This is a genomic window from Frigoriflavimonas asaccharolytica (assembly GCF_013294015.1).
GTDB classification, from domain to species: Bacteria; Bacteroidota; Bacteroidia; order Flavobacteriales; family Weeksellaceae; genus Frigoriflavimonas; species Frigoriflavimonas asaccharolytica.
The window spans coordinates 41,947-60,849 of sequence record NZ_JABSNO010000016.1 but is presented as its reverse complement, the minus strand read 5'-3'; the positions used below and the strand labels follow the sequence as shown (position 1 = coordinate 60,849).

Annotated in this window: 16 protein-coding genes and 1 tRNA gene; 15 read left to right on the top strand and 2 right to left on the bottom strand. The window is 32.4% G+C overall.

The genetic code is table 11. From position 1 onward, the window contains the following. Positions 1–173 precede the first annotated feature (173 nt). The 12 genes from HNQ03_RS10860 (at position 174) to HNQ03_RS10805 (ending at position 13,182) form a co-directional block, all read left to right on the top strand. Complete coding sequence (locus tag HNQ03_RS10860) at positions 174–1,358, top strand: thiolase family protein (RefSeq protein WP_173779703.1); 1,185 nt, start codon at positions 174–176, stop codon at positions 1,356–1,358. 52 nt (positions 1,359–1,410) lie between these two features. Then, on the top strand, positions 1,411–2,424 hold the full coding sequence (locus tag HNQ03_RS10855; protein ID WP_173779702.1) for a PDDEXK nuclease domain-containing protein: 1,014 nt from the start codon (positions 1,411–1,413) through the stop codon (positions 2,422–2,424). 134 nt (positions 2,425–2,558) lie between these two features. After that, complete coding sequence (locus tag HNQ03_RS10850) at positions 2,559–4,349, top strand: acyl-CoA dehydrogenase family protein (protein WP_173779701.1); 1,791 nt, start codon at positions 2,559–2,561, stop codon at positions 4,347–4,349. Positions 4,350–4,558: 209 nt separating this feature from the next. Then, entirely contained in the window at positions 4,559–4,735 is a 177-nt protein-coding gene (locus HNQ03_RS10845) for a type II toxin-antitoxin system HicA family toxin (RefSeq protein ID WP_173779700.1), read from the top strand. A gap of 44 nt (positions 4,736–4,779) precedes the next feature. After that, entirely contained in the window at positions 4,780–5,166 is a 387-nt protein-coding gene (locus HNQ03_RS10840; RefSeq protein WP_173779699.1) for an XRE family transcriptional regulator, read from the top strand. A gap of 86 nt (positions 5,167–5,252) precedes the next feature. Beyond that, positions 5,253–5,417 carry an NAD(P)-binding protein gene (locus HNQ03_RS16255; RefSeq protein WP_382405009.1) on the top strand — a complete coding sequence of 55 codons (165 nt, stop codon included), beginning with the start codon at positions 5,253–5,255 and terminating at the stop codon, positions 5,415–5,417. Positions 5,418–5,714: 297 nt separating this feature from the next. Continuing rightward, positions 5,715–7,118 (top strand): NAD-dependent succinate-semialdehyde dehydrogenase, encoded by a 1,404-nt coding sequence (locus tag HNQ03_RS10830; RefSeq protein ID WP_173779698.1) that lies wholly within the window; start codon positions 5,715–5,717, stop codon positions 7,116–7,118. 106 nt (positions 7,119–7,224) lie between these two features. Beyond that, positions 7,225–8,448: a DUF2130 domain-containing protein gene (locus HNQ03_RS10825; RefSeq protein WP_173779697.1), complete on the top strand. Its 1,224-nt coding sequence runs from the start codon at positions 7,225–7,227 to the stop codon at positions 8,446–8,448. Between the two features lie 50 nt (positions 8,449–8,498). Next, a complete protein-coding gene (locus HNQ03_RS10820; protein ID WP_173779696.1) occupies positions 8,499–9,746 on the top strand; it encodes an NAD(P)/FAD-dependent oxidoreductase in 1,248 nt (415 codons plus the stop codon). A gap of 341 nt (positions 9,747–10,087) precedes the next feature. Continuing rightward, positions 10,088–11,014, top strand: a complete 927-nt coding sequence (locus HNQ03_RS10815; protein WP_173779695.1) for a YARHG domain-containing protein — start codon at positions 10,088–10,090, stop codon at positions 11,012–11,014. Positions 11,015–11,261: 247 nt separating this feature from the next. Then, positions 11,262–12,392: an alpha/beta hydrolase gene (locus HNQ03_RS10810; protein ID WP_173779694.1), complete on the top strand. Its 1,131-nt coding sequence runs from the start codon at positions 11,262–11,264 to the stop codon at positions 12,390–12,392. Between the two features lie 79 nt (positions 12,393–12,471). Next, the gene (locus tag HNQ03_RS10805) at positions 12,472–13,182 is read left to right on the top strand and encodes an FKBP-type peptidyl-prolyl cis-trans isomerase (protein WP_173779693.1); all 711 of its coding nucleotides are present in this window, start codon (positions 12,472–12,474) and stop codon (positions 13,180–13,182) included. A 76-nt stretch (positions 13,183–13,258) separates the two neighbouring features. Here the strand turns inward: HNQ03_RS10805 and HNQ03_RS10800 are convergent, their stop codons facing one another. After that, a complete protein-coding gene (locus tag HNQ03_RS10800; protein ID WP_173779692.1) occupies positions 13,259–14,317 on the bottom strand; it encodes an o-succinylbenzoate synthase in 1,059 nt (352 codons plus the stop codon). Positions 14,318–14,411: 94 nt separating this feature from the next. Then, a complete protein-coding gene (gene fbp, locus HNQ03_RS10795) occupies positions 14,412–15,422 on the bottom strand; it encodes a class 1 fructose-bisphosphatase (RefSeq protein ID WP_173779691.1) in 1,011 nt (336 codons plus the stop codon). Between the two features lie 130 nt (positions 15,423–15,552). Here fbp and HNQ03_RS10790 point away from each other — a divergent pair, with 130 nt between their 5' ends. From HNQ03_RS10790 to HNQ03_RS10780, 3 genes are all read left to right on the top strand, one after another. Beyond that, positions 15,553–16,791: an aspartate kinase gene (locus HNQ03_RS10790; RefSeq protein ID WP_173779690.1), complete on the top strand. Its 1,239-nt coding sequence runs from the start codon at positions 15,553–15,555 to the stop codon at positions 16,789–16,791. A gap of 21 nt (positions 16,792–16,812) precedes the next feature. After that, the gene (locus HNQ03_RS10785; RefSeq protein ID WP_173779689.1) at positions 16,813–18,651 is read left to right on the top strand and encodes a lysophospholipid acyltransferase family protein; all 1,839 of its coding nucleotides are present in this window, start codon (positions 16,813–16,815) and stop codon (positions 18,649–18,651) included. A 90-nt stretch (positions 18,652–18,741) separates the two neighbouring features. Beyond that, positions 18,742–18,814, top strand: a tRNA-Phe gene (locus HNQ03_RS10780). Positions 18,815–18,903 lie beyond the last annotated feature (89 nt).

Here is an 18,903-nt window from a genome sequence, read left to right as displayed (position 1 = left end):
CCCAATCTTTTTTTCAAATGCAAAAAAAGGATTTCCACTCAAGTCGGGCTGCAATTATCGATATAAAATAAAGATTTTAGTAAGAATCGAAAGCATACAAGTCAAGCCCTGAAAGGGCGACATAAAGTAGCGTCGGGCAAAGCCCGATGAAATCAATAAAAAAAAATTAAAAAATGTCAAAACAAGCATATATAATTTCCGGTTACAGAACCGCAGTCGGCAAAGCGCCAAAAGGAAGTTTAAGATTCACGCGTCCAGACGTGATGGCAGCCACCGTAATTGAAAAATTAATGGCAGACTGTCCAAAATTGGATAAAAATAGAATAGACGATCTAATCGTTGGAAACGCAATGCCAGAAGCCGAACAAGGTCTAAATGTTGCAAGATTAATCTCATTAATGGGATTAAATACAGACAAAGTTCCTGGTGTTACAGTAAATAGATATTGCGCTTCTGGAAGTGAAGCCATTGCAATTGCATCCGCAAAAATCCAAGCAGGAATGGCAGATTGCATCATTGCAGGTGGTACAGAATCTATGAGTTACATTCCAATGGGAGGTTACAAACCAGTTCCAGAACCTAATTACGCCAAATCAAATCCAGATTATTATTGGGGAATGGGTTACACTGCAGAAGAAGTAGCAAAACAATACAATATCACGAGAGAGCAACAAGATGAATTTGCATTTTACTCGCACGAAAAAGCTTTAAAAGCTAATGCAGAAGGTAGATTCAAAGATCAAATTGTTCCGATTCCAGTGGAATATAATTTTTTAAATGAAGATCAAAAATCAGAAACTAAGAAATTTGATTTCTCTGTAGATGAAGGTCCAAGATTAGGAACATCTCTAGAAGCTTTAGCAAAATTACGTCCAGTTTTCGCAAATGGCGGAACAGTTACAGCAGGTAATTCCTCACAAATGAGTGATGGAGCTGCCTTCGTAATCGTGATGAGTGAAGACATGGTGAAAGAATTAGGTTTGGAACCACAAGCAAGATTAGTAGCTTATGCAGCCGCAGGTTTAGAACCAAGAATAATGGGAATGGGACCATTATATGCCGTTCCAAAAGCGCTGAAACAAGCAGGTTTAGATCTAAAAGATATTGATCTTATAGAATTAAACGAAGCATTTGCTTCTCAATCTGTAGCAGTGATGAATGAATTAAAATTAAATTCTGACATCGTAAATGTTAATGGTGGCGCCATCGCAATGGGACATCCTCTTGGTTGTACAGGAACTAAATTAACCGTGCAATTATTAGACGAAATGAAAAAACGCGGCAACATGAAATACGGAATGGTCACCATGTGTGTTGGAACTGGACAAGGAGCGGCTTCAATATTTGAACTACTTTAAACCAAATAATCCATCAAGGATTTTAAATCCTTGATGGATTCGAATTAATAGTATGCTTACCAACAAAACATTAATTTCCGAAATCAAAAATATCATTTCTCATTCTAGAGAAAAGGCGGTTCGCTCGGTGGATAATCAACGGACTTTGATGTATTGGCATATTGGACAAAGAATTTTTGAAGAAGAGCAACACGGAGAAGACCGCGCAGAATATGGAACTTACCTTATAAAATCTCTTTCAGAAGAACTTCAACCAGAATTTGGAAGCGGTTTTTCTTATAGACAATTGAACTGGTATCGTCAATTTTATAAAACTTTTCCAATTGTGTCCGCACTGCGGACACAATTGAACTGGACTCAATATAAATTACTAACGTCTATTGATGATGAGCACAAAAGGGAATACTATATTGCCGAATCCGTAAAAAATAATTGGTCGGCGAGACAATTAGAAAGACAAATAAATAGCAGTTTATACGAAAGATTGTTGATCAGCAATGATAAAGAAAGTGTTTTAGCAATTGCGAAAGGTGACGTGCTACCAATAGAACCATTACAAATTATTAAAGACCCGATGATTTTAGAATTTTTGGGATTAAAAAGAGAGTCTGCTTATTATGAAAAAGATTTTGAGCAAGCCATTATTACACATTTACAAGATTTTTTGCTTGAACTTGGAAACGGCTTTTCATTCGTAGCTAGGCAAAAGAGAATTCATTTAGATGGAGATGATTTTTTTGTTGATTTGGTTTTCTATAATAGATTGATGCAATGTTTTGTGCTATTCGAAATCAAAACAAAAAAATTGAATCATGAAGATTTGGGACAATTGCAAATGTATGTTAACTACTTCGACCGAAAGGAAAAATTAGAACATGAAAACAAAACTATTGGAATTCTTTTATGTGCCGATAAAAATAATTCTCTAGTAAAATTTACTTTACCAGAAAATAATAAAAGTGTTCTTGCAAGCAAATACGAATTGTATTTACCAACAGAAAGTCAACTTTTAGAGGCTTTGAAAATGGAACTAGATGAATTTCAAACTAATGAGAATAAGGAATAAAAATATTAAAATTTAGAATTACTTGCAGCCCGACTTGAGTGGAAATCCTTTTTTTTTTGCATTTGAAAAAAAAAGATTGGGAACGGAAGGCGGAAATGCTGCCCAAAAAAAATAATTAATTAAAATCAACCAAAATGAACGATACAACACAAACAACACTAAAAGGCGGTGAATTCATCATCAAAGATATTCCTGCAGCAGAATCATTCAGCTTAGAAGAACTAACTGAAGAACAAAAAATGCTTCGTGAATCCATCACGGAATTTATAGAAAGAGACGTAATTCCTCACAGAGAACGTTTTGAAAATAAAGATTACGCTCTTACCGAAGAAACCATGCGCAAATTGGGCGAAATGGGAATCTTAGGAATCGCAGTACCAGAAGCTTACGGCGGATTGGGAATGGGATTTGTGAGCACAATGCTTGCTTGCGACATTGTTTCTGGCGCAAATGGCTCATTAGCAACGGCATATGGCGCACACACAGGTATTGGAACATTACCAATTTTATTATACGGTACCGAAGAATTAAAATTAAAATATCTTCCAGCTTTAGCAAATGGTGAAAAATTTGGAGCGTATTGTTTAACAGAACCAGACGCAGGATCTGATGCAAATTCCGGAAAAACTAAAGCAGTTTTAAGCGAAGATGGAAAACATTACATCATCACAGGACAAAAAATGTGGATTTCTAACGCAGGATTTGCAGATACTTTCACCCTTTTCGCCAGAATTGAAGACGATAAAAATATTACTGGTTTTGTAATCAACCGTTCCGAATTGGAAAACCCAGAAAGCATGACAATGGGCGAAGAAGAGCACAAATTGGGAATTCGCGCCTCTTCTACACGCCAGGTTTTCTTTAATGACATGAAAGTGCCTGTTGGAAATCTTTTAGGAGAAAGAAATAATGGATTTAAAATCGCAATTAATGCTTTAAATGCAGGTCGTATTAAATTGGCCGCAGCAAATATCGACGGACAAAGAAGAATCACTTCGTTAGCAATTAATTATGCAAACGAAAGAAAACAATTTGGCGTTTCTATTTCTACTTTTGGAGCTATCAGAAAGAAAATCGCAGAAATGAGCACGGGAATTTTTGTATCAGAAGCTGGTTCTTACAGAGCTGCTAAAAATGTAGAAGATAAAATTACGGAACTGACTTCAGGTGGAATGACGCACGAACAAGCAGAATTGAAAGCACTCAGCGAATATGCTGTAGAATGTTCTATTTTAAAAGTTTTTGTTTCAGATTTGACGCAACATATTGCAGATGAAGGAATTCAGATTTATGGTGGAATGGGATTCTCTGCAGATGCACCAATGGAAGCGGCTTGGAGAGATGCCAGAATTGGTAGAATCTACGAAGGAACCAACGAAATCAACCGACTTCTTGCCGTAGGAATGCTCATTAAAAAAACAATGAAAGGCGAACTCGATTTGCTAAAACCAGCCATGGCAATCGGAAAAGAATTGATGGGAATTCCTTCTTTTGATGTTCCAGATTTTTCAGAATATATGTCTGAAGAAAAATCTATCCTTCACAATTTGAAAAAAGTATTCTTGATGGTTGCAGGAGCAGCACTTCAAAAATACATGATGGAAATAGAAAAACAGCAGCATTTATTATTAAATGCATCTGAAATCTTAAACCAAATCTACATGGCAGAATCTGCAATTTTGAGAGCAGAAAAGCATTTTGATAAAGATTCTGTAGAAGCATCTATGGCACAACTTAATTTATATAAAGCTGTAGAAGCCATAAATACAGCCGCAAAAGAAGGCATTGTTTCCTTTGCAGAAGGCGACGAACAAAGAATGATGCTTTCTGGTTTACGAAGATTTACAAAATATACCAACTTACCAAATGTGGTTGCATTGACAGAAAAAATTGCAGCGCATTTTGTAGAGAAAGGGAAATACTAATAAATTTATTGCGATCCCGATAACTAAAGGGAAAAGCAATCTTTTTCAACTAAATTAAACGCCTCAAGAAATTGGGGCGTTTTTCTTTTATTTTTAATAAAAACATTTACTATAAAATGATAAAAACGTAGAAAAAGGTAAATAATTATTTACATTATATTTTGCTAGAAGTAAATAATAATATACCTTTGTTACACAACACATCTAAAATGAAGAGCAGTGAATTAATTAGAAAACTTACAAAAGCTGGTTGTTATTTAACTCGTCAAGGAAAGGGAAGTCATGAAATTTGGTACAGCCCAATAACGCAAAAAGAATTTGTAATTCCAAATCATGGTTCACAAGAGATTGGAAAAGGTTTAGAGAAGAAAATTGCGGGAATTTAATCAAAAATTTGTTTAAGAATATTAAAATTAGAAATTAGATCAAAATGAAAAAATATAAATTTATTATAGAAAGAACCAATACAGGATATTCTGCATTTACTGAAGATGATAATCTGATGGTATCAACAACGGGGAAGAATTTAGCAGAATTAAAAATAAATATGTTTGATGCTATCAATTTATATCTAAAAGAAAAAAAAGAAACATTGGCAACTACAGAACAAATTATATTTAAAATTGATTTGCCAAGTTTTTTCGATTTTTATTCAGTTATTAATGCCAAGGCTTTAAGTAGACGAATTAATATGAATGAATCTTTACTTTCGCAATATGTAACTGGTAAAAAAGAACCTTCTGAAAAACAGATTAGTAGAATTTTAACAGGTGTCAAAGAATTGGGTAAAGAATTGATGCAACTAGAAATTGCGTAAAATATTTAAGACTATTGTTGATTTTTAATTGATATGACAAACACCAACCCCAAAATCCACATCATCGGACCGGAGCTTCCAGATTAATCGTTGCGCATACTTTAAAAAACAACGAATTTTCGCCAATTATTTTTGAAGCTACAAATTTTGTAGGCGATCGCATGAAAACAAATCTAGTAAATGGTTATCAATTAGATCACGGTTTTCAAGTTTTGCTGAAAATAACCGACTGCAAAGAAATTTTAGGTTAAAAAATTTTTATTTAGAGAATTTACCTTCTAGTGCAAGTATTTTCCGAACCAAGCCGATTTCTCGGCTGTATAATTTAAACTTCCCTTATGAAAAACCTTGTCAAGGTTTAAAACCTTGACAAGGTTACTTCTCAAACTTTAGGCAATTTTTAAAAATAAAATATTTCCAATTTAATTAACTCGAGATAGTATCAAATAAAATTCCATCATTTTTATTAATCACTGCGATTGTTTTTAATTGAATTGTTAAATGCTCATTGGAATAATTTTGGAATCAACACTTTTAAATAAAATATTATGAGTACTACAAAAGAAATATCAAGTATAAAAACGGTTAATCCATTTAATAATGAAGTCGTAAAAGAATTTAAAGCAATGTCCGAGGAGCAGGTTGCTAAAATAATTGATGATGCAGATGAAGCTTTTAAAACTTGGAAGAATACTTCTGTAAAAGACCGGGCAGAAATTATGCACAAAGTTTCAGCAATTATGCTGGAAAGAAAAGTAGATTTAGGAAAACTGGCGACTTTGGAGATGGGTAAAGTTTTAGGTCAAGCCATTGGAGAAGTAAAAATCTCTGCCGCTATTTTCGAATATTATGCAACGAATGCAGAAAAATTATTAGCAGATCAACCTATTGAAGTTCCAGATGGCGATGCATTCCTAACTTACGAACCAATTGGTGTCATATTAAGCGTTCAACCTTGGAATTTTCCTTTTTATCAGATGACAAGATCTGCTGCAGCACACATCACTGCAGGAAATACTATGGTTTTAAAACATGCATCCAACGTACCGCAATGTGCACAAATGATGGAAGATATTTTTAAAGAAGCCGGTTTACCAGAAGGGGTTTACACCAATTTGTATGTGTCCGGAAAAGATATTGCACCTATTGTTGCCAATCCAAAAATTAAAGCAGTAACCTTAACTGGTAGCAAACCTGCTGGTGCAAGCATCGCTGAAGCTGCTGCAAAGGTGGTGAAAAAATCTACATTAGAATTAGGTGGTAGTGATCCATTTATTGTTTTGGAAGATGCAGATGTGCAATTAGCTGTAGACACTGCAGTAAATGGTAGAATGGCAAATGGTGGACAAGTGTGTACTTCACCAAAAAGAATTATCGTTGCTGGAAAAATTTATGATGAATTTTTAGCTAAAACAAAAGAGGCTTTTGCAAAAATTGTTGTGGGAGATCCGATGGAGAAAGGAACTACATTAGGACCATTAAGTTCAGAGAAAGCTGCAGAAGATGTTGCCGCACAGATTAAAAAAGCTGCAGAACAAGGAGCAAATATTGTTTTGGGCGGTAAAAGAATGGAAAGAGCTGGTGCTTTCTTAGAACCAACATTTATTACCGATATCACCCCAAAAATGGACATGTATTTTGAAGAAGTTTTCGGCCCTGTATTTATGCTTTACCGTTATGAAACGATTGAAGATGCACTAGAAATTGCCAACGGAACCGAGTTTGGTTTAGGCGGAACAGTTTTTGGCACAGATACAAAAAAAGCAGCGGAAGTTGCTCGTAAAATTGATTCTGGAATGATCTACATCAATCATGCAACTGGTGTTGCACCACAACTACCATTTGGCGGAACAAAAAATTCTGGTTATGGTAGAGAACAAGGAAAAGAAGGATTATTAGAATTTGTAAATACCAAATTGATAAGAACTACAAGTCCAGATAAACCTTTCTAAATCTTATTTTAAAAAGTAAAAGTAAAGCTCCAAGAAATTGGGGCTTTTTTTCATGTATTGAAATTTAATATTTGTAAATTTGGTTTCAAAATCAAAAATAAAAAACATGAATGATATAATTTGTCCTAGTTGCAAAACAGCTTTTAAAATAGATGAAGCTGGTTTCGCAAATATCCTAAAGCAAGTTCGTGATGAAGAATTTAATAAAGACGTAAGGGAAAAACTGGAAAATTTGAATAATTTAAAAAATTCTGAATTTAATTTGTCTAAAATAGAAATTCAACAAAAATTTAAGGATGAATTAGCAACTAAAGAATTTGAGATTTTAAAATTGAAAAGCGATAAAGAAAAAGAATTATCAGCCTTGAAAAACTCTCAAAATTTATCCATTTCCGCACTAAATTCAAAAATTTTAAGTTTCGAAACGGAAAAAGAATTAGCAATATCAAAAGCTGTGAGAGTAATTGAAAGAGAGAGAGATGATTTTAAAAATGAAAAAAACAATTTAAAAGAAAAATACGATTTTGAGCTTAGTTCCAAAAATGAAATGATAGATCGGTTAAAAGATTTACGGTCGAAATTATCTACAAAATTAGTGGGTGAAACACTGGAACAGCACTGCGAAATTGAATTTAATAAAATAAGAACCATAGGTTTTGGAAATGCCTATTTTGAAAAAGATAATGATGCAAGAGGTGGAAATAAAGGCGATTATATTTATAAAGAATCAGACGAATTTGGGAATGAAATAATTTCCATCATGTTTGAAATGAAAAATAAAGAAGAAAATTCTACCACGAAAAGTAAAAATGAAACTTTCTTCGCAAAACTAGACAAAGATAGAAACGATAAAAAATGTGAATTTGCAATTCTGGTTAGTTTATTAGAAGAAGATAATGAACTTTATAATACCGGAATTGTGGATGTTTCTCACAGATTCAACAAAATGTATGTGATTAGACCGCAGTTTTTTGTGCCGATGATTACGCTTCTTCGCAATGCAGCAATGAATTCTTTAGCTACAAAAGCTGAACTTGCATTGGTGAAAAATCAAAATATTGATATCACTAATTTCGAAGATAACATCAATACCTTTAAAGAAGGATTTGCTAAAAATTACGATTTAGCAAGCAGACAATTTAAAACTGCCATCGATGAAATTGATAAAACAATGTTGCACCTTCAAAAAACGAAAGATGCGCTTTTATCCTCAGTTAACAATCTACGACTTGCAAATATTAAAGCTGAAGATTTAACTATTAAAAAATTAACAAAAGGAAATCCCACAATGAGTGAAAAATTTTCTAATTTAAATGAAGGTGGTAAATAAAATATCAGGATAGAAAAAAAGTATTAATGAAATCTTTTATTTAAAATTTAATGAACAAAACCAACCCCAAAATCCACATCATTGGAGCCGAAGTTTCCGGACTGATTGCTGCGCAAACTTTAGAAAACAGCGGATTTTCGCCAATTATTTTAGAAGCTACAAATTCTGTAGGTGGTCGCGTGAAAACAGATCTAGTAGATGGTTATCAATTAGATCACGGTTTTCAAGTTTTGCTGACCAATTATCCGGCTGCACAGAAATTTTTAGATTATAAAAAATTAGAATTACAGAATTTTCTTCCAGGTGCAAGTATCTTTAATGATGGTAAATCTCAAACTATCGGAGATCCGTTGCGAGATTTTTCTTTACTATTCCCAACTATTTTCGCAAATAATATTTCGATTTTAGATAAAATAAAAATTCTTAAATTAAATCTCAAATTGAAAACTAAAAGTATTGAGGAAATTTTCCATGAAAAAGAAATTTCCACTTTACAATATTTAAAAGATTTTGGATTTTCTGATAAAACAATTTCACAGTTTTTTCGTCCGTTTTTTTCTGGCATTTTTCTGGAAAATCAATTAAAAACTTCCAGCAGAATGTTTGAATTTGTGTACAAAATGTTTGGCGAAGGAAATGCTGCGCTTCCAAAAGCAGGCATTCAAGCAATTCCAAATCAACTATTTGAAAATTTAAAATCAACTAAAATTTTATTTAACACAAAGGTTGATTCTGTAAAAGATGGCGAAATATCTTTAAAAAATGGAAAAATTTTGCAATCAGATTTTACCATAATTGCTACCGACCCAAATAATTTAATTGCTAATTCTAAACAAGAAAATTTAAAATGGAAATCTTGCTTTACTCTCTATTTTGAAACTGAAAAGCGGGTGATGGAAAAAGCAATTATCGGACTTTTACCTTCGAAAAATGCTCTAATTAATAATATATTTTACCACACCAGTTTAGAAACTACACAAAATGGCGGGAAAGAATTACTTTCTGTAACGATTGTAGATCATCAGGAATTGGAAGGCACAAATTTGATAGAAAAAGTAAAAGAAGAGTTAAAAAAATATTTCAAAATTGAAGTTTCAAGACATATCAAAACTTACGAAATCCCAAAAGCCCTACCCGATTTACAAAATATTAAATCTAATTTAAAACCCGAAGAGACACAATTTTCTGAAACCATATTTTTGGCAGGAGATACTTTGGCAAATGGCTCTCTAAATGCTGCAATGCTTTGTGGAGAAAGTGCCGCATTGGCTATAATCAATAATTTGAATCAAAAATAAATTTAGAAGTTAATAATTCAGAATTTTTTAGCTAATTTAACCAAAGTTTCTTCAGAAAATTTTCCGCTTGTTATCAATTTATATTTAACTAAAAACGAAAAATTTAGTTTGAAAAATACCGAAAAGCATCTCAATTTTGCTTTTGGTTTACAGACAATTTAATTTAAATTGTAAAAAGTAATTATTGTATATTTAATCTTTCCAAATGCGTTAGATTGACATATAATTTTATAAGTTTAATTTGGACTGCAGCGTTTAATTTATTAGTTTTTCAATCACGTTACTAAAATATTTATTGGTAAAAATTTAAAACCTTAGCACGAACATTAAAAAAACCAAGTATGAAAACAAAAAATTTAATTGCAGCCGCAGCATTTGCAGCGCTGATTATCAGTTGTAAAAAAAACGAAAAAAAAGAAGTAATTTCTACCAATGATTCTTTGGTAGTGGTGAAAGATTCTGTAGTTATTCCAGAAATTTACACGGAATATTATGGTATTTACACCGGAGAATTTTCTGGAACCGGAATGCAAGCAGATCAAATTTCAGATGAAATTTTTGACGATTATTACGGCAGAAAAAGATTGTCATTAAAAATAAATAGAATCACGCAGGATAGCGTTTACGGCCAAAGCATTGTGAACGGAAACCAACGTCCTTTTCGTGGAGTTTTTAACGAAAGTGCCAAATCTTTTGTACTAGATGAACCCGGAAATAATAAAAGCGACGGTAGATTTGAATTAAAATTAAAAAATGACAGCCTAACCGGAAAATGGAATGTTTATAATAAATCTGCTGTTAAAATACCAAATAAAAAATTGAAACTGATAAAAAAAGAGTTTGTGTACAACCCAAATTTTATGATAGACAAAGATTCTGATATCATAGACTGGACAAACCCAAAAGAATTTAAAGAAAAATATACGGATGAAGAAACTGGCAAATCTGAATCTTACACCACTTCGAAAAATAGAGTTGCTTCTGATGCTGTTTTTAAAATAAATGCTTCTAAACAAAAACTTACAGAGAAAGATCTTAAAAATTTAAGAAAACTTGATCTAGAAATTATAAAAAATTCTGTTTTCGCAAGACACGGATATTCTTTTAAAAAAGAAACATTCCGCTATTTCTTTGAGCAAACAGATTGGTACATACCCGTTTCCGATAATGTAGATGCAGAAATTACACCTTTGGAAAAAGAAAATGTGGCACTTCTTGCACGTTTTACCAAATATGCCGAAGATAAATATGATTCTTTTGGAAGATAAAGATTTTGAAAATAATCTCATAATGTATTGAGATTATTTTTCTATAAAACAAATTTCAACTCAATATAAGCCTTTTTTTATCAATAAATTTTCTTTAATTATTGCATCAATATCCTGAAAATTTCGATCAAATTAATTATTTTAGTTCTGAAAAATTTTAGTTTTTATAAAAAGCAAAAACAGTTGAGAAAAATTAATTTTTTTTAAAATATACCTACCCTTATTAATTCGAAAAATCAAAAAAATTATGGCTGTTTTTATTTTAAGCAATAGGAAAATCATTTTGAAGAAAAATAAAGATGATAAAGATTCTTTCTCAAATGATGAAATGTCTATCCCAAATTTTAGAATTGCCAAATGCAATTTTGACAATTTTAAGGAACCAACAAAAGCGCAAGAAAAATCAAAAAACTACCAAGGAAGAGCCATTTTAGACTGCAAAATTCTTGGAGAACCCAATAAAACTGGATATCAAGAAGTGGTGGATATTTTAAAAAAGGAAAAAGGATTAAACGATTCGGAACTTACGAGCAGCAATTTGAGTGGTACACAAAAGATGTTTTATGATTTGTATAAAGAGATGTCTACCACAAAATCTCAAAATGATGTTTTAATTTTCATACATGGTTTTGCCTATACTTTTGACGATGAATTGAAAGCGATTTTGACTCTTAAAAAGTTGTACATAGATAATAAGGATTCGCCCATTAATCATATATTATTTATAAGTTGGCCAGCTTCTAGTAGCATTTTTCCGCTCACCTATTTTGATGATCGTGCGGCAAGCATAAATTCTGGAAACTCATTGCTCAGACTTTTTTATTTTTATACTCAATTTTTGAAGGATATTTTTGCAGATAAAGATCTTAAACCTTGCAACCAACATATACATCTAATGGCACATTCTATGGGTAATAGACTTTTGCAGAGCATGTTGTATAGTTTAAAAACAGAAAATATTTCTAGAGTTATAGATCAAGTTGTATTGCTAAGTGCAGACGTAAGTTTCCGCGTTTTTGAAGAAGCAGAAGATTCTTTCATTAAACTGCCACTTTTGGCCAATAGAATATCAATTTATGTAAATAAGAAAGATAATATTTTGGGGATTTCGCAATTTTCAAAAAATATATTGTCGCCAAGATTAGGAAAAATGGGACCATCTCAAATTTCTAAATTGTATGAAACGGTTTCGATAATTGATGTTACTGGTTCTGAAAATAATTTGCTTACTTCGGCCAAATATAATTTTGGCAATCATTGGAATTATTTATCCAGTTCGGAAGTTCAAAAAGATATCGTCGCCGTTTTGGGTGGCACAGATCAAAGTTTGATTGCAAACCGAAAAGTGTTAAACAATAATTCCTATATTTTAGCGTAAAACAATTTTATATAAATTTTAAAAACAGGTATCCAAAATATTTTTAAAAAATGTAATTTTGTCGCTTGAAAAAATTAAAATGAAAAAAAACATTCTATTACTACCTGTTATATGCTTTATAAGCCTAACATGCGCTCAGAAAAAAGTGGAAGATGCTACTAAATTAACCGAAGATCAAAAAGCATCCTACTACATCGGTCTCAATATCGCCGAAAATATGAAACAACAAGGTTTCGCAGTAGATGTAGATTTACTTGCCCAAGCAATGAAAGAAGAAATTGCTGGCGGAAAAACACTTTTGCCTAAAGAAGAAATGCAAAGTTTTATGCAATCTTTTGGTCAGAAGCAACAAGAAAAAACGATGGGAGCTGCTAAACTAAAAGCGGAAGATAATAAAAAAGCAGGTGCTGCTTTTATGCTTAAAAACAAAAGCAATGCTTCTGTGAAAACCACAGCTTCTGGCTTGCAATATGAAGTTTTAAAAGCTGGTGCTGGTGCAAAACCAAAAGCGACAGATGTAGTAACAGTAATTTATAAGGGAACTTTATTAGACGGAACCGTTTTTGATTCTAGCGAAAAACAAGGTGGAAAACCATTAGATATTCCCTTGAATAGTGTAATCAGAGGTTGGACAGAAGGTGTACAATTAATGAGTAAAGGTGCAAAATACAAATTTTACGTTCCTTCGGATATGGGATACGGAGATCAAGGTGGTGGTGCCGTAATTCCACCTGGAGCTACGCTAATTTTCGAAATTAAATTAGTAGATTTCAAAGATCCTGCACAATAATTTAAATTGTAATCTAAGAAATAAAAATATTGAAACAGCCATTAATTTTAAATTAATGGCTGTTTTTTGGTAATTATTAAGAGGTTTTGAAAGACAATTGATCTCCTTGCAAATCTAAAGCAGAATTAAGATTATTGGTAAAAAGTCCGCCAGTTCCCAAACCTTGTGGCATTGTATTGTTTTTGGTAAATGTATATTGTGCAATTGCATTCAAACCTATATTACTTTCCAAAGCAGAAGTAATCCACCATTTTATTTTCATTTTTTCTGCTATAAAAATCCATTCATCGCAGCCAGAAAACCCACCAACTAATGCTGGTTTTAAGATGATAAATTGTGGTTTTATTTTTTCTAAAAGTGCTTTTTTCTCTTCAAAATTTACAACACCAATTAATTCTTCGTCCAAAGCAATAGGTGTAGGAGTTTCTGCACAAAGTTCCGCCATGTGTGAACGATCGTCATTGCGAGCAACGAAGCAATCTTTGTCATTCTGAGACTTTGGATGCATTGCTTTGATGGGCTGCTCAATAGAATGAATTTTTAAATCTGCCAACTCTTGCAATACAATTTTGGCTTCGTCAAAAGTAAAGCCACCATTTGCGTCTACCCGCAATTCCAAAATATTTGCAGGAAATTTTTGTCTTAGATTTTTCAAAATTTCATACTCCGAATTCCAATCAACACCAATTTTTAATTTTATACAATCAAAACCTTGCGCAAGTTTTTCTTCAATTTGAGTTTGCATAAAATCTGGATCGCCCATCCAAATCAGTCCGTTAATTTTTATTGATGATTTCCCTTTATTAAATTCACTAGGAAAATAAATGTTTTCGGGAAGGTTTAAGTTCAAAAACGCTTGCTCATATCCAAACCAAATAGAAGGAAAATTTAGTAATTCATTTTTTAATTTTTCAGGATTCTCATTAATATTATTGCACAACCACTGGAGTTTTTCTTCATATTCTGGAACATCATCAAAACTCAAACCTCGGAAAAGAGCACATTCTCCTACTCCTTTTTTATTTTCTTCAAATATTTCTAAAAAAAAAGTTTCTTTTGTTTTTAAAATGCCACGAGAAGTTCCACTTGGGTTTTTAAAATTGAGAATATATTTTGAAAATTTTGCCGTTTTCATATTTTATACGCGTAGATATTAATAAAAATTGCCAAAGATTTAAGCTTTGGCAAAATAAATAAAATTTTAATTTTTTGTAAATAATTCTCTAAAATTACTGCGCATTACGCATAAATTCCTCCGCTTTTTCTACCATATCACTGCTTCCACAGAAAAATGGAACACGTTGGTGCAATTCTGTTGGCTCAATTTCCATAATTCTTTGGAAACCATCACTGCATTTACCACCAGCTTGTTCTGTAAGATATGCCATCGGATTGCACTCATACAAAAGCCTCAATTTTCCTTTTGGTGATTGCGAAGTAGATGGATAAATATAGATTCCACCTTTGATCATATTTCTATGAAAATCTGAAACCAAACTACCGATATATCTAGAAGTATAGGGTCTATCACCTTCTTCTTCTTGGCAATATTTTAAATATTCCTTTACACCTTTTGGAAATTTGGCATAATTCCCTTCATTTATAGAATAGATTTTACCAGATTTTGAAAACATCATATTCGGATGAGAAAGATAATAAGTACCGATGGAAGGATCTAATGTAAAACCATTTACTCCATTTCCTGTACTGTATACAATCATTGTAGAAGATCCATACACCACATATCCTGCAGCAACTTGGTTTACTCCTTTTTGCAGAAAATCTCGTAATTCTACTGGAGTTCCCGGTTCCGATACGCGTCTATAAACAGAAAAAATAGTTCCCACAGATACATTTACATCAATATTTGAAGAACCATCCAAAGGATCCATCAATACTACATATTTACTTAAATGTGCATTCTCTTTAGAAATAATCTCTATATAATCATCATTTTCTTCGGAAGCAATACCACACACTACTTCTCGTTGAGAAAGCGCTTCAATAAAAATATCGTTTGCAAGCACATCTAATTTCTGCTGCTGTTCGCCTTGTATGTTTTCCATTCCGGCTTGTCCTATTATTTCTGCAATTCCGGCTTTATTCACTTCTCTGTTTACAACTTTTGAGGCTAAACGAATCGCACTTAGAAGTCGCGAAAGTTCTCCACTTGAATATTTAAAATCATCTTGTTTTTCTATTAAAAATTCTCCCAGCGTTTGAAAAGTTTGATCTGCCATTTTGCAAAAATTTATTTGGTTTTCACAAAGTTCGTTAAAATAGATGAAACCACATATTTTTTTATGTGAAATTGAATTAATAAATTTGACAGATTAGAATTGCAGAAAAATTAAATTTTGTACAAATATTATGAAGGTTTTTAAATTTGGAGGAGCATCCGTAAAAGATGCAAATGGCGTGAAAAATGTAGCTACAGTATTGAAATCTGAAGGATTTGATGGTTGTATGCTCATCGTTTCTGCAATGGGAAAAACCACCAACGAGCTAGAAATAGTTATAGAAAAATACATCAATAAAGAAAATTTCAATGTAGAAATTGCACTAATTAAAGAAAAGCATGTGCAAATTTGCTCCGAACTCTTTGAGAAAAATCATTCAGCATTCAGCGAATTAGATGGTATTTTCGATAAAATTGAACATTTTTTTAGAGAGAACAATTCAACAGACTATAATTTTATTTACGATCAGATTGTAAGTTTTGGTGAGATAATTTCGTCAAAAATTTTAAGTTTGTATTTAAATGTTGCAGGTTTTAAAAATGAATATTTAGATGCCAAAAATTTCATAAAAACTGATAGCAATTTTCGAGACGGAATTGTAAATTGGATTGAGACAGAAGAGCGTATTGCAACTTTAAATAAAACTCAAAACTTTGTGACACAAGGTTTTATCGGTTCAGATTTAAATGCAAATACTACTACATTAGGACGAGAAGGATCTGATTATTCTGCTGCAATTTTCGCTTATTGCTTAAATGCAGAAGCTTTGACGATTTGGAAAGATGTACCGGGTGTAATGACGGGCGACCCAAGAAAATTTGAAGATACTACTCTACTTTCTAATATTTCCTACGAGGAAGCGATAGAAATGGCTTATTATGGTGCTTCCATTATTCATCCGAAAACATTGCAACCTTTAAAACAGAAAAATATTCCTTTTTTTGTAAAATCATTTTTGAAACCTTCGGAAAAAGGCACAAAAGTAAGTGTTAGCGAAATAAATTTAAAGGAAGAAACCTATATCTTAAAAGAAAATCAACACTTAATACATATTTCTACGAAAGATTTTTCCTTTATCGCGGAAAACCATATTAGTTTGATTTTTAATATATTGAGCAAATTAAAGATTAAAGTTTCTTTAATGCAAAATTCTGCAATTTCTTTAGCTCTGTGTTTTGATGACCCTTTTAAAAATAAAAATTTTTTGATTGATGAATTGCAAGAACAATTTAGACTAGAAAAAATAGAAAATGTATCTTTATTTACGGTTAGAAATACAAATCTTACGAATATAGAGAAGTTTTATAAAAATAAAGATATACTTTTGGAGCAGATTTCGAGAGGAACGTTGCAAATTGTTGCAAAATAAAAACTAAAAACACCATCCTAAATGAGCCTTATTTCTAAACAAGACTTAATACAAGCTACAGGTTTGAGCAAGATTGGATTTCTGAAAAATCCCGTTGCAGCGATGGTCATGAAATTCACCAAAATTAATCAAGTCAATGCTTTGCATGAGAAGCTTAAAGATAAAGAAGGCAAAGAATTTTTTGACAAATTCCTACACGAATTAAACTTAAAATACATCGTCTTTGCCGAAGATCTTGCTAAAATTCCAAAAACGGGGCCTTTTATTGTAGTTGCCAATCATCCACTTGGAGCTTTAGATGGCGTATTGATGACAAAAATATTGATGGAGATACGCCCAGATTTCAAAGTGATGGGAAATTTTCTATTGGCAAAAATAAAACCAATGGAACCATTCGTGATTTCTGTGAACCCATTTGAAGATAAAAAAGAATTACACAGTAGCGCAAACGGAATGCGAGAAACCTTGAAACACCTAGAAAATGGAGGTTGCTTGGGAATATTTCCTGCGGGCGAAGTTTCTAATAAAAATAACGAATATGGCGAAATTCTTGACAGACCATGGGAGAAAACAGCTTTAAAACTTATAAAAAAAGCAAAGGTTCCAGTAGTGCCAATGTATTTTCATGCGAAAAATAGCGCTTTTTTTTATAGAGTTTCCAAAATTCATGCAGGTTTGCAAACGCTATTGTTGCCTGCAGAAATGATGAATGAGCGAGAAGATCCAATTAGAATTAGAATAGGAAAACATATTTCTGTAAAATCTCTGGAAGAACAAGAGACGATACCAGAATTGGGAGAATTTTTGAGGAGAAAAGTCTATCTGATGAAATCTTACTATGAAAAAAGAAAATCGCTCCAAGATTTGCTGAAATTGCCCAACCTTGGTTTAAAATTACCTTCGCAAAAAGGAGAAAATATCATTCAAAATATTATTGATGAAACTCCGAAAGAAGATATTTTATTAGAAATTGAAACCTTGAAAACCAACGATAAATGTTTATTTATTAATGGTAATTATGAAATCTTCTTCGCAGACTATGCCGAAATACCATCGATAATGAGGGAAATTGGCAGGCAAAGAGAGATTACTTTTCGACATGTAGGAGAAGGTACCAATTTGCCATTTGATTTGGATGAATATGATCAATATTACAGACATCTGTTTCTTTGGGACAATAAAGCAGAAAAACTTGTAGGTGCATACCGAATGGCGCTTGGAGTAGAAGTGATGAAGGAACATGGAATTAAAGGCTTCTATACCAGTTCACTTTTTGAATTTGACCAAGAGCTGCAACCATTTTTTCGAAAAGTAATCGAGATGGGTAGAGCTTATATTTCTAACGAGTATCAGCAAAAACCACTACCACTATTTCTTCTATGGCGCGGTATAGTTCACGTTTGCCTTAGAAATCCAGAACACAAATTTCTGATGGGCGGAGTAAGTATATCCAATGAATTTTCTGATTTTTCAAAATCATTGATGATAGAATTTATGAGATCAAATTATTTTGATTCTGCAGTTGCACAATATGTGCATCCCAAAAATGAATTTAAAGTACAACTAAAAGAAAGAGATCGAGGCATTTTCTTGAATGAAGTGGAGGCAGACCTTAACAAACTAGATAAATTGATAGATGATCTGGAACCGCATTTACGATTGCCTGTACTAATTAAGAAATACATCAAACAAAATGCAAAGATGATCGCCTTTAATGTAGACCCTAGTTTTAATGATGCCATTGATGGCTTGATGTACATTAGAATTAGTGATATTCCGGAGAGTACAATCAAACCCGTTTTGGAAGAAATGAGTGAAAAAATAAGGAATGAAGAAAATAATAATTCTGATAATCAATAAGTTCTATTTTTTTTTAAAAAAAATGCGTGATAGATTTGGTTTGTATAGAAAAAGATACTACTTTTGCACCACTCTAAACAAGTAACCAATGGTTTCTTAGCTCAGTTGGTAGAGCAATGGACTGAAAATCCATGTGTCCCTGGTTCGAACCCTGGAGAGACCACAAAACCCGAATGAAAGTTCGGGTTTTTTGTTTTTATATTAATGATAAAAAATTGTGGTATCAATTTTGAAGCTCGATAATCGAAAAAT

Excerpts from the sequence above, each read along its gene's own strand:
- HNQ03_RS10860 (WP_173779703.1), top strand. The coding sequence starts at position 174 with ATGTCAAAACAAGCATATATAATTTCCGGTTACAGAACCGCAGTCGGC.
- HNQ03_RS10855 (WP_173779702.1), top strand. The coding sequence starts at position 1,411 with ATGCTTACCAACAAAACATTAATTTCCGAAATCAAAAATATCATTTCT.
- HNQ03_RS10850 (WP_173779701.1), top strand. The coding sequence starts at position 2,559 with ATGAACGATACAACACAAACAACACTAAAAGGCGGTGAATTCATCATC.
- HNQ03_RS10845 (WP_173779700.1), top strand. The coding sequence starts at position 4,559 with ATGAAGAGCAGTGAATTAATTAGAAAACTTACAAAAGCTGGTTGTTAT.
- HNQ03_RS10840 (WP_173779699.1), top strand. The coding sequence starts at position 4,780 with ATGAAAAAATATAAATTTATTATAGAAAGAACCAATACAGGATATTCT.
- HNQ03_RS10830 (WP_173779698.1), top strand. The coding sequence starts at position 5,715 with ATGAGTACTACAAAAGAAATATCAAGTATAAAAACGGTTAATCCATTT.
- HNQ03_RS10825 (WP_173779697.1), top strand. The coding sequence starts at position 7,225 with ATGAATGATATAATTTGTCCTAGTTGCAAAACAGCTTTTAAAATAGAT.
- HNQ03_RS10820 (WP_173779696.1), top strand. The coding sequence starts at position 8,499 with ATGAACAAAACCAACCCCAAAATCCACATCATTGGAGCCGAAGTTTCC.
- HNQ03_RS10815 (WP_173779695.1), top strand. The coding sequence starts at position 10,088 with ATGAAAACAAAAAATTTAATTGCAGCCGCAGCATTTGCAGCGCTGATT.
- HNQ03_RS10810 (WP_173779694.1), top strand. The coding sequence starts at position 11,262 with ATGGCTGTTTTTATTTTAAGCAATAGGAAAATCATTTTGAAGAAAAAT.
- HNQ03_RS10805 (WP_173779693.1), top strand. The coding sequence starts at position 12,472 with ATGAAAAAAAACATTCTATTACTACCTGTTATATGCTTTATAAGCCTA.
- HNQ03_RS10800 (WP_173779692.1), bottom strand. The coding sequence starts at position 14,317 with ATGAAAACGGCAAAATTTTCAAAATATATTCTCAATTTTAAAAACCCA.
- fbp (WP_173779691.1), bottom strand. The coding sequence starts at position 15,422 with ATGGCAGATCAAACTTTTCAAACGCTGGGAGAATTTTTAATAGAAAAA.
- HNQ03_RS10790 (WP_173779690.1), top strand. The coding sequence starts at position 15,553 with ATGAAGGTTTTTAAATTTGGAGGAGCATCCGTAAAAGATGCAAATGGC.
- HNQ03_RS10785 (WP_173779689.1), top strand. The coding sequence starts at position 16,813 with ATGAGCCTTATTTCTAAACAAGACTTAATACAAGCTACAGGTTTGAGC.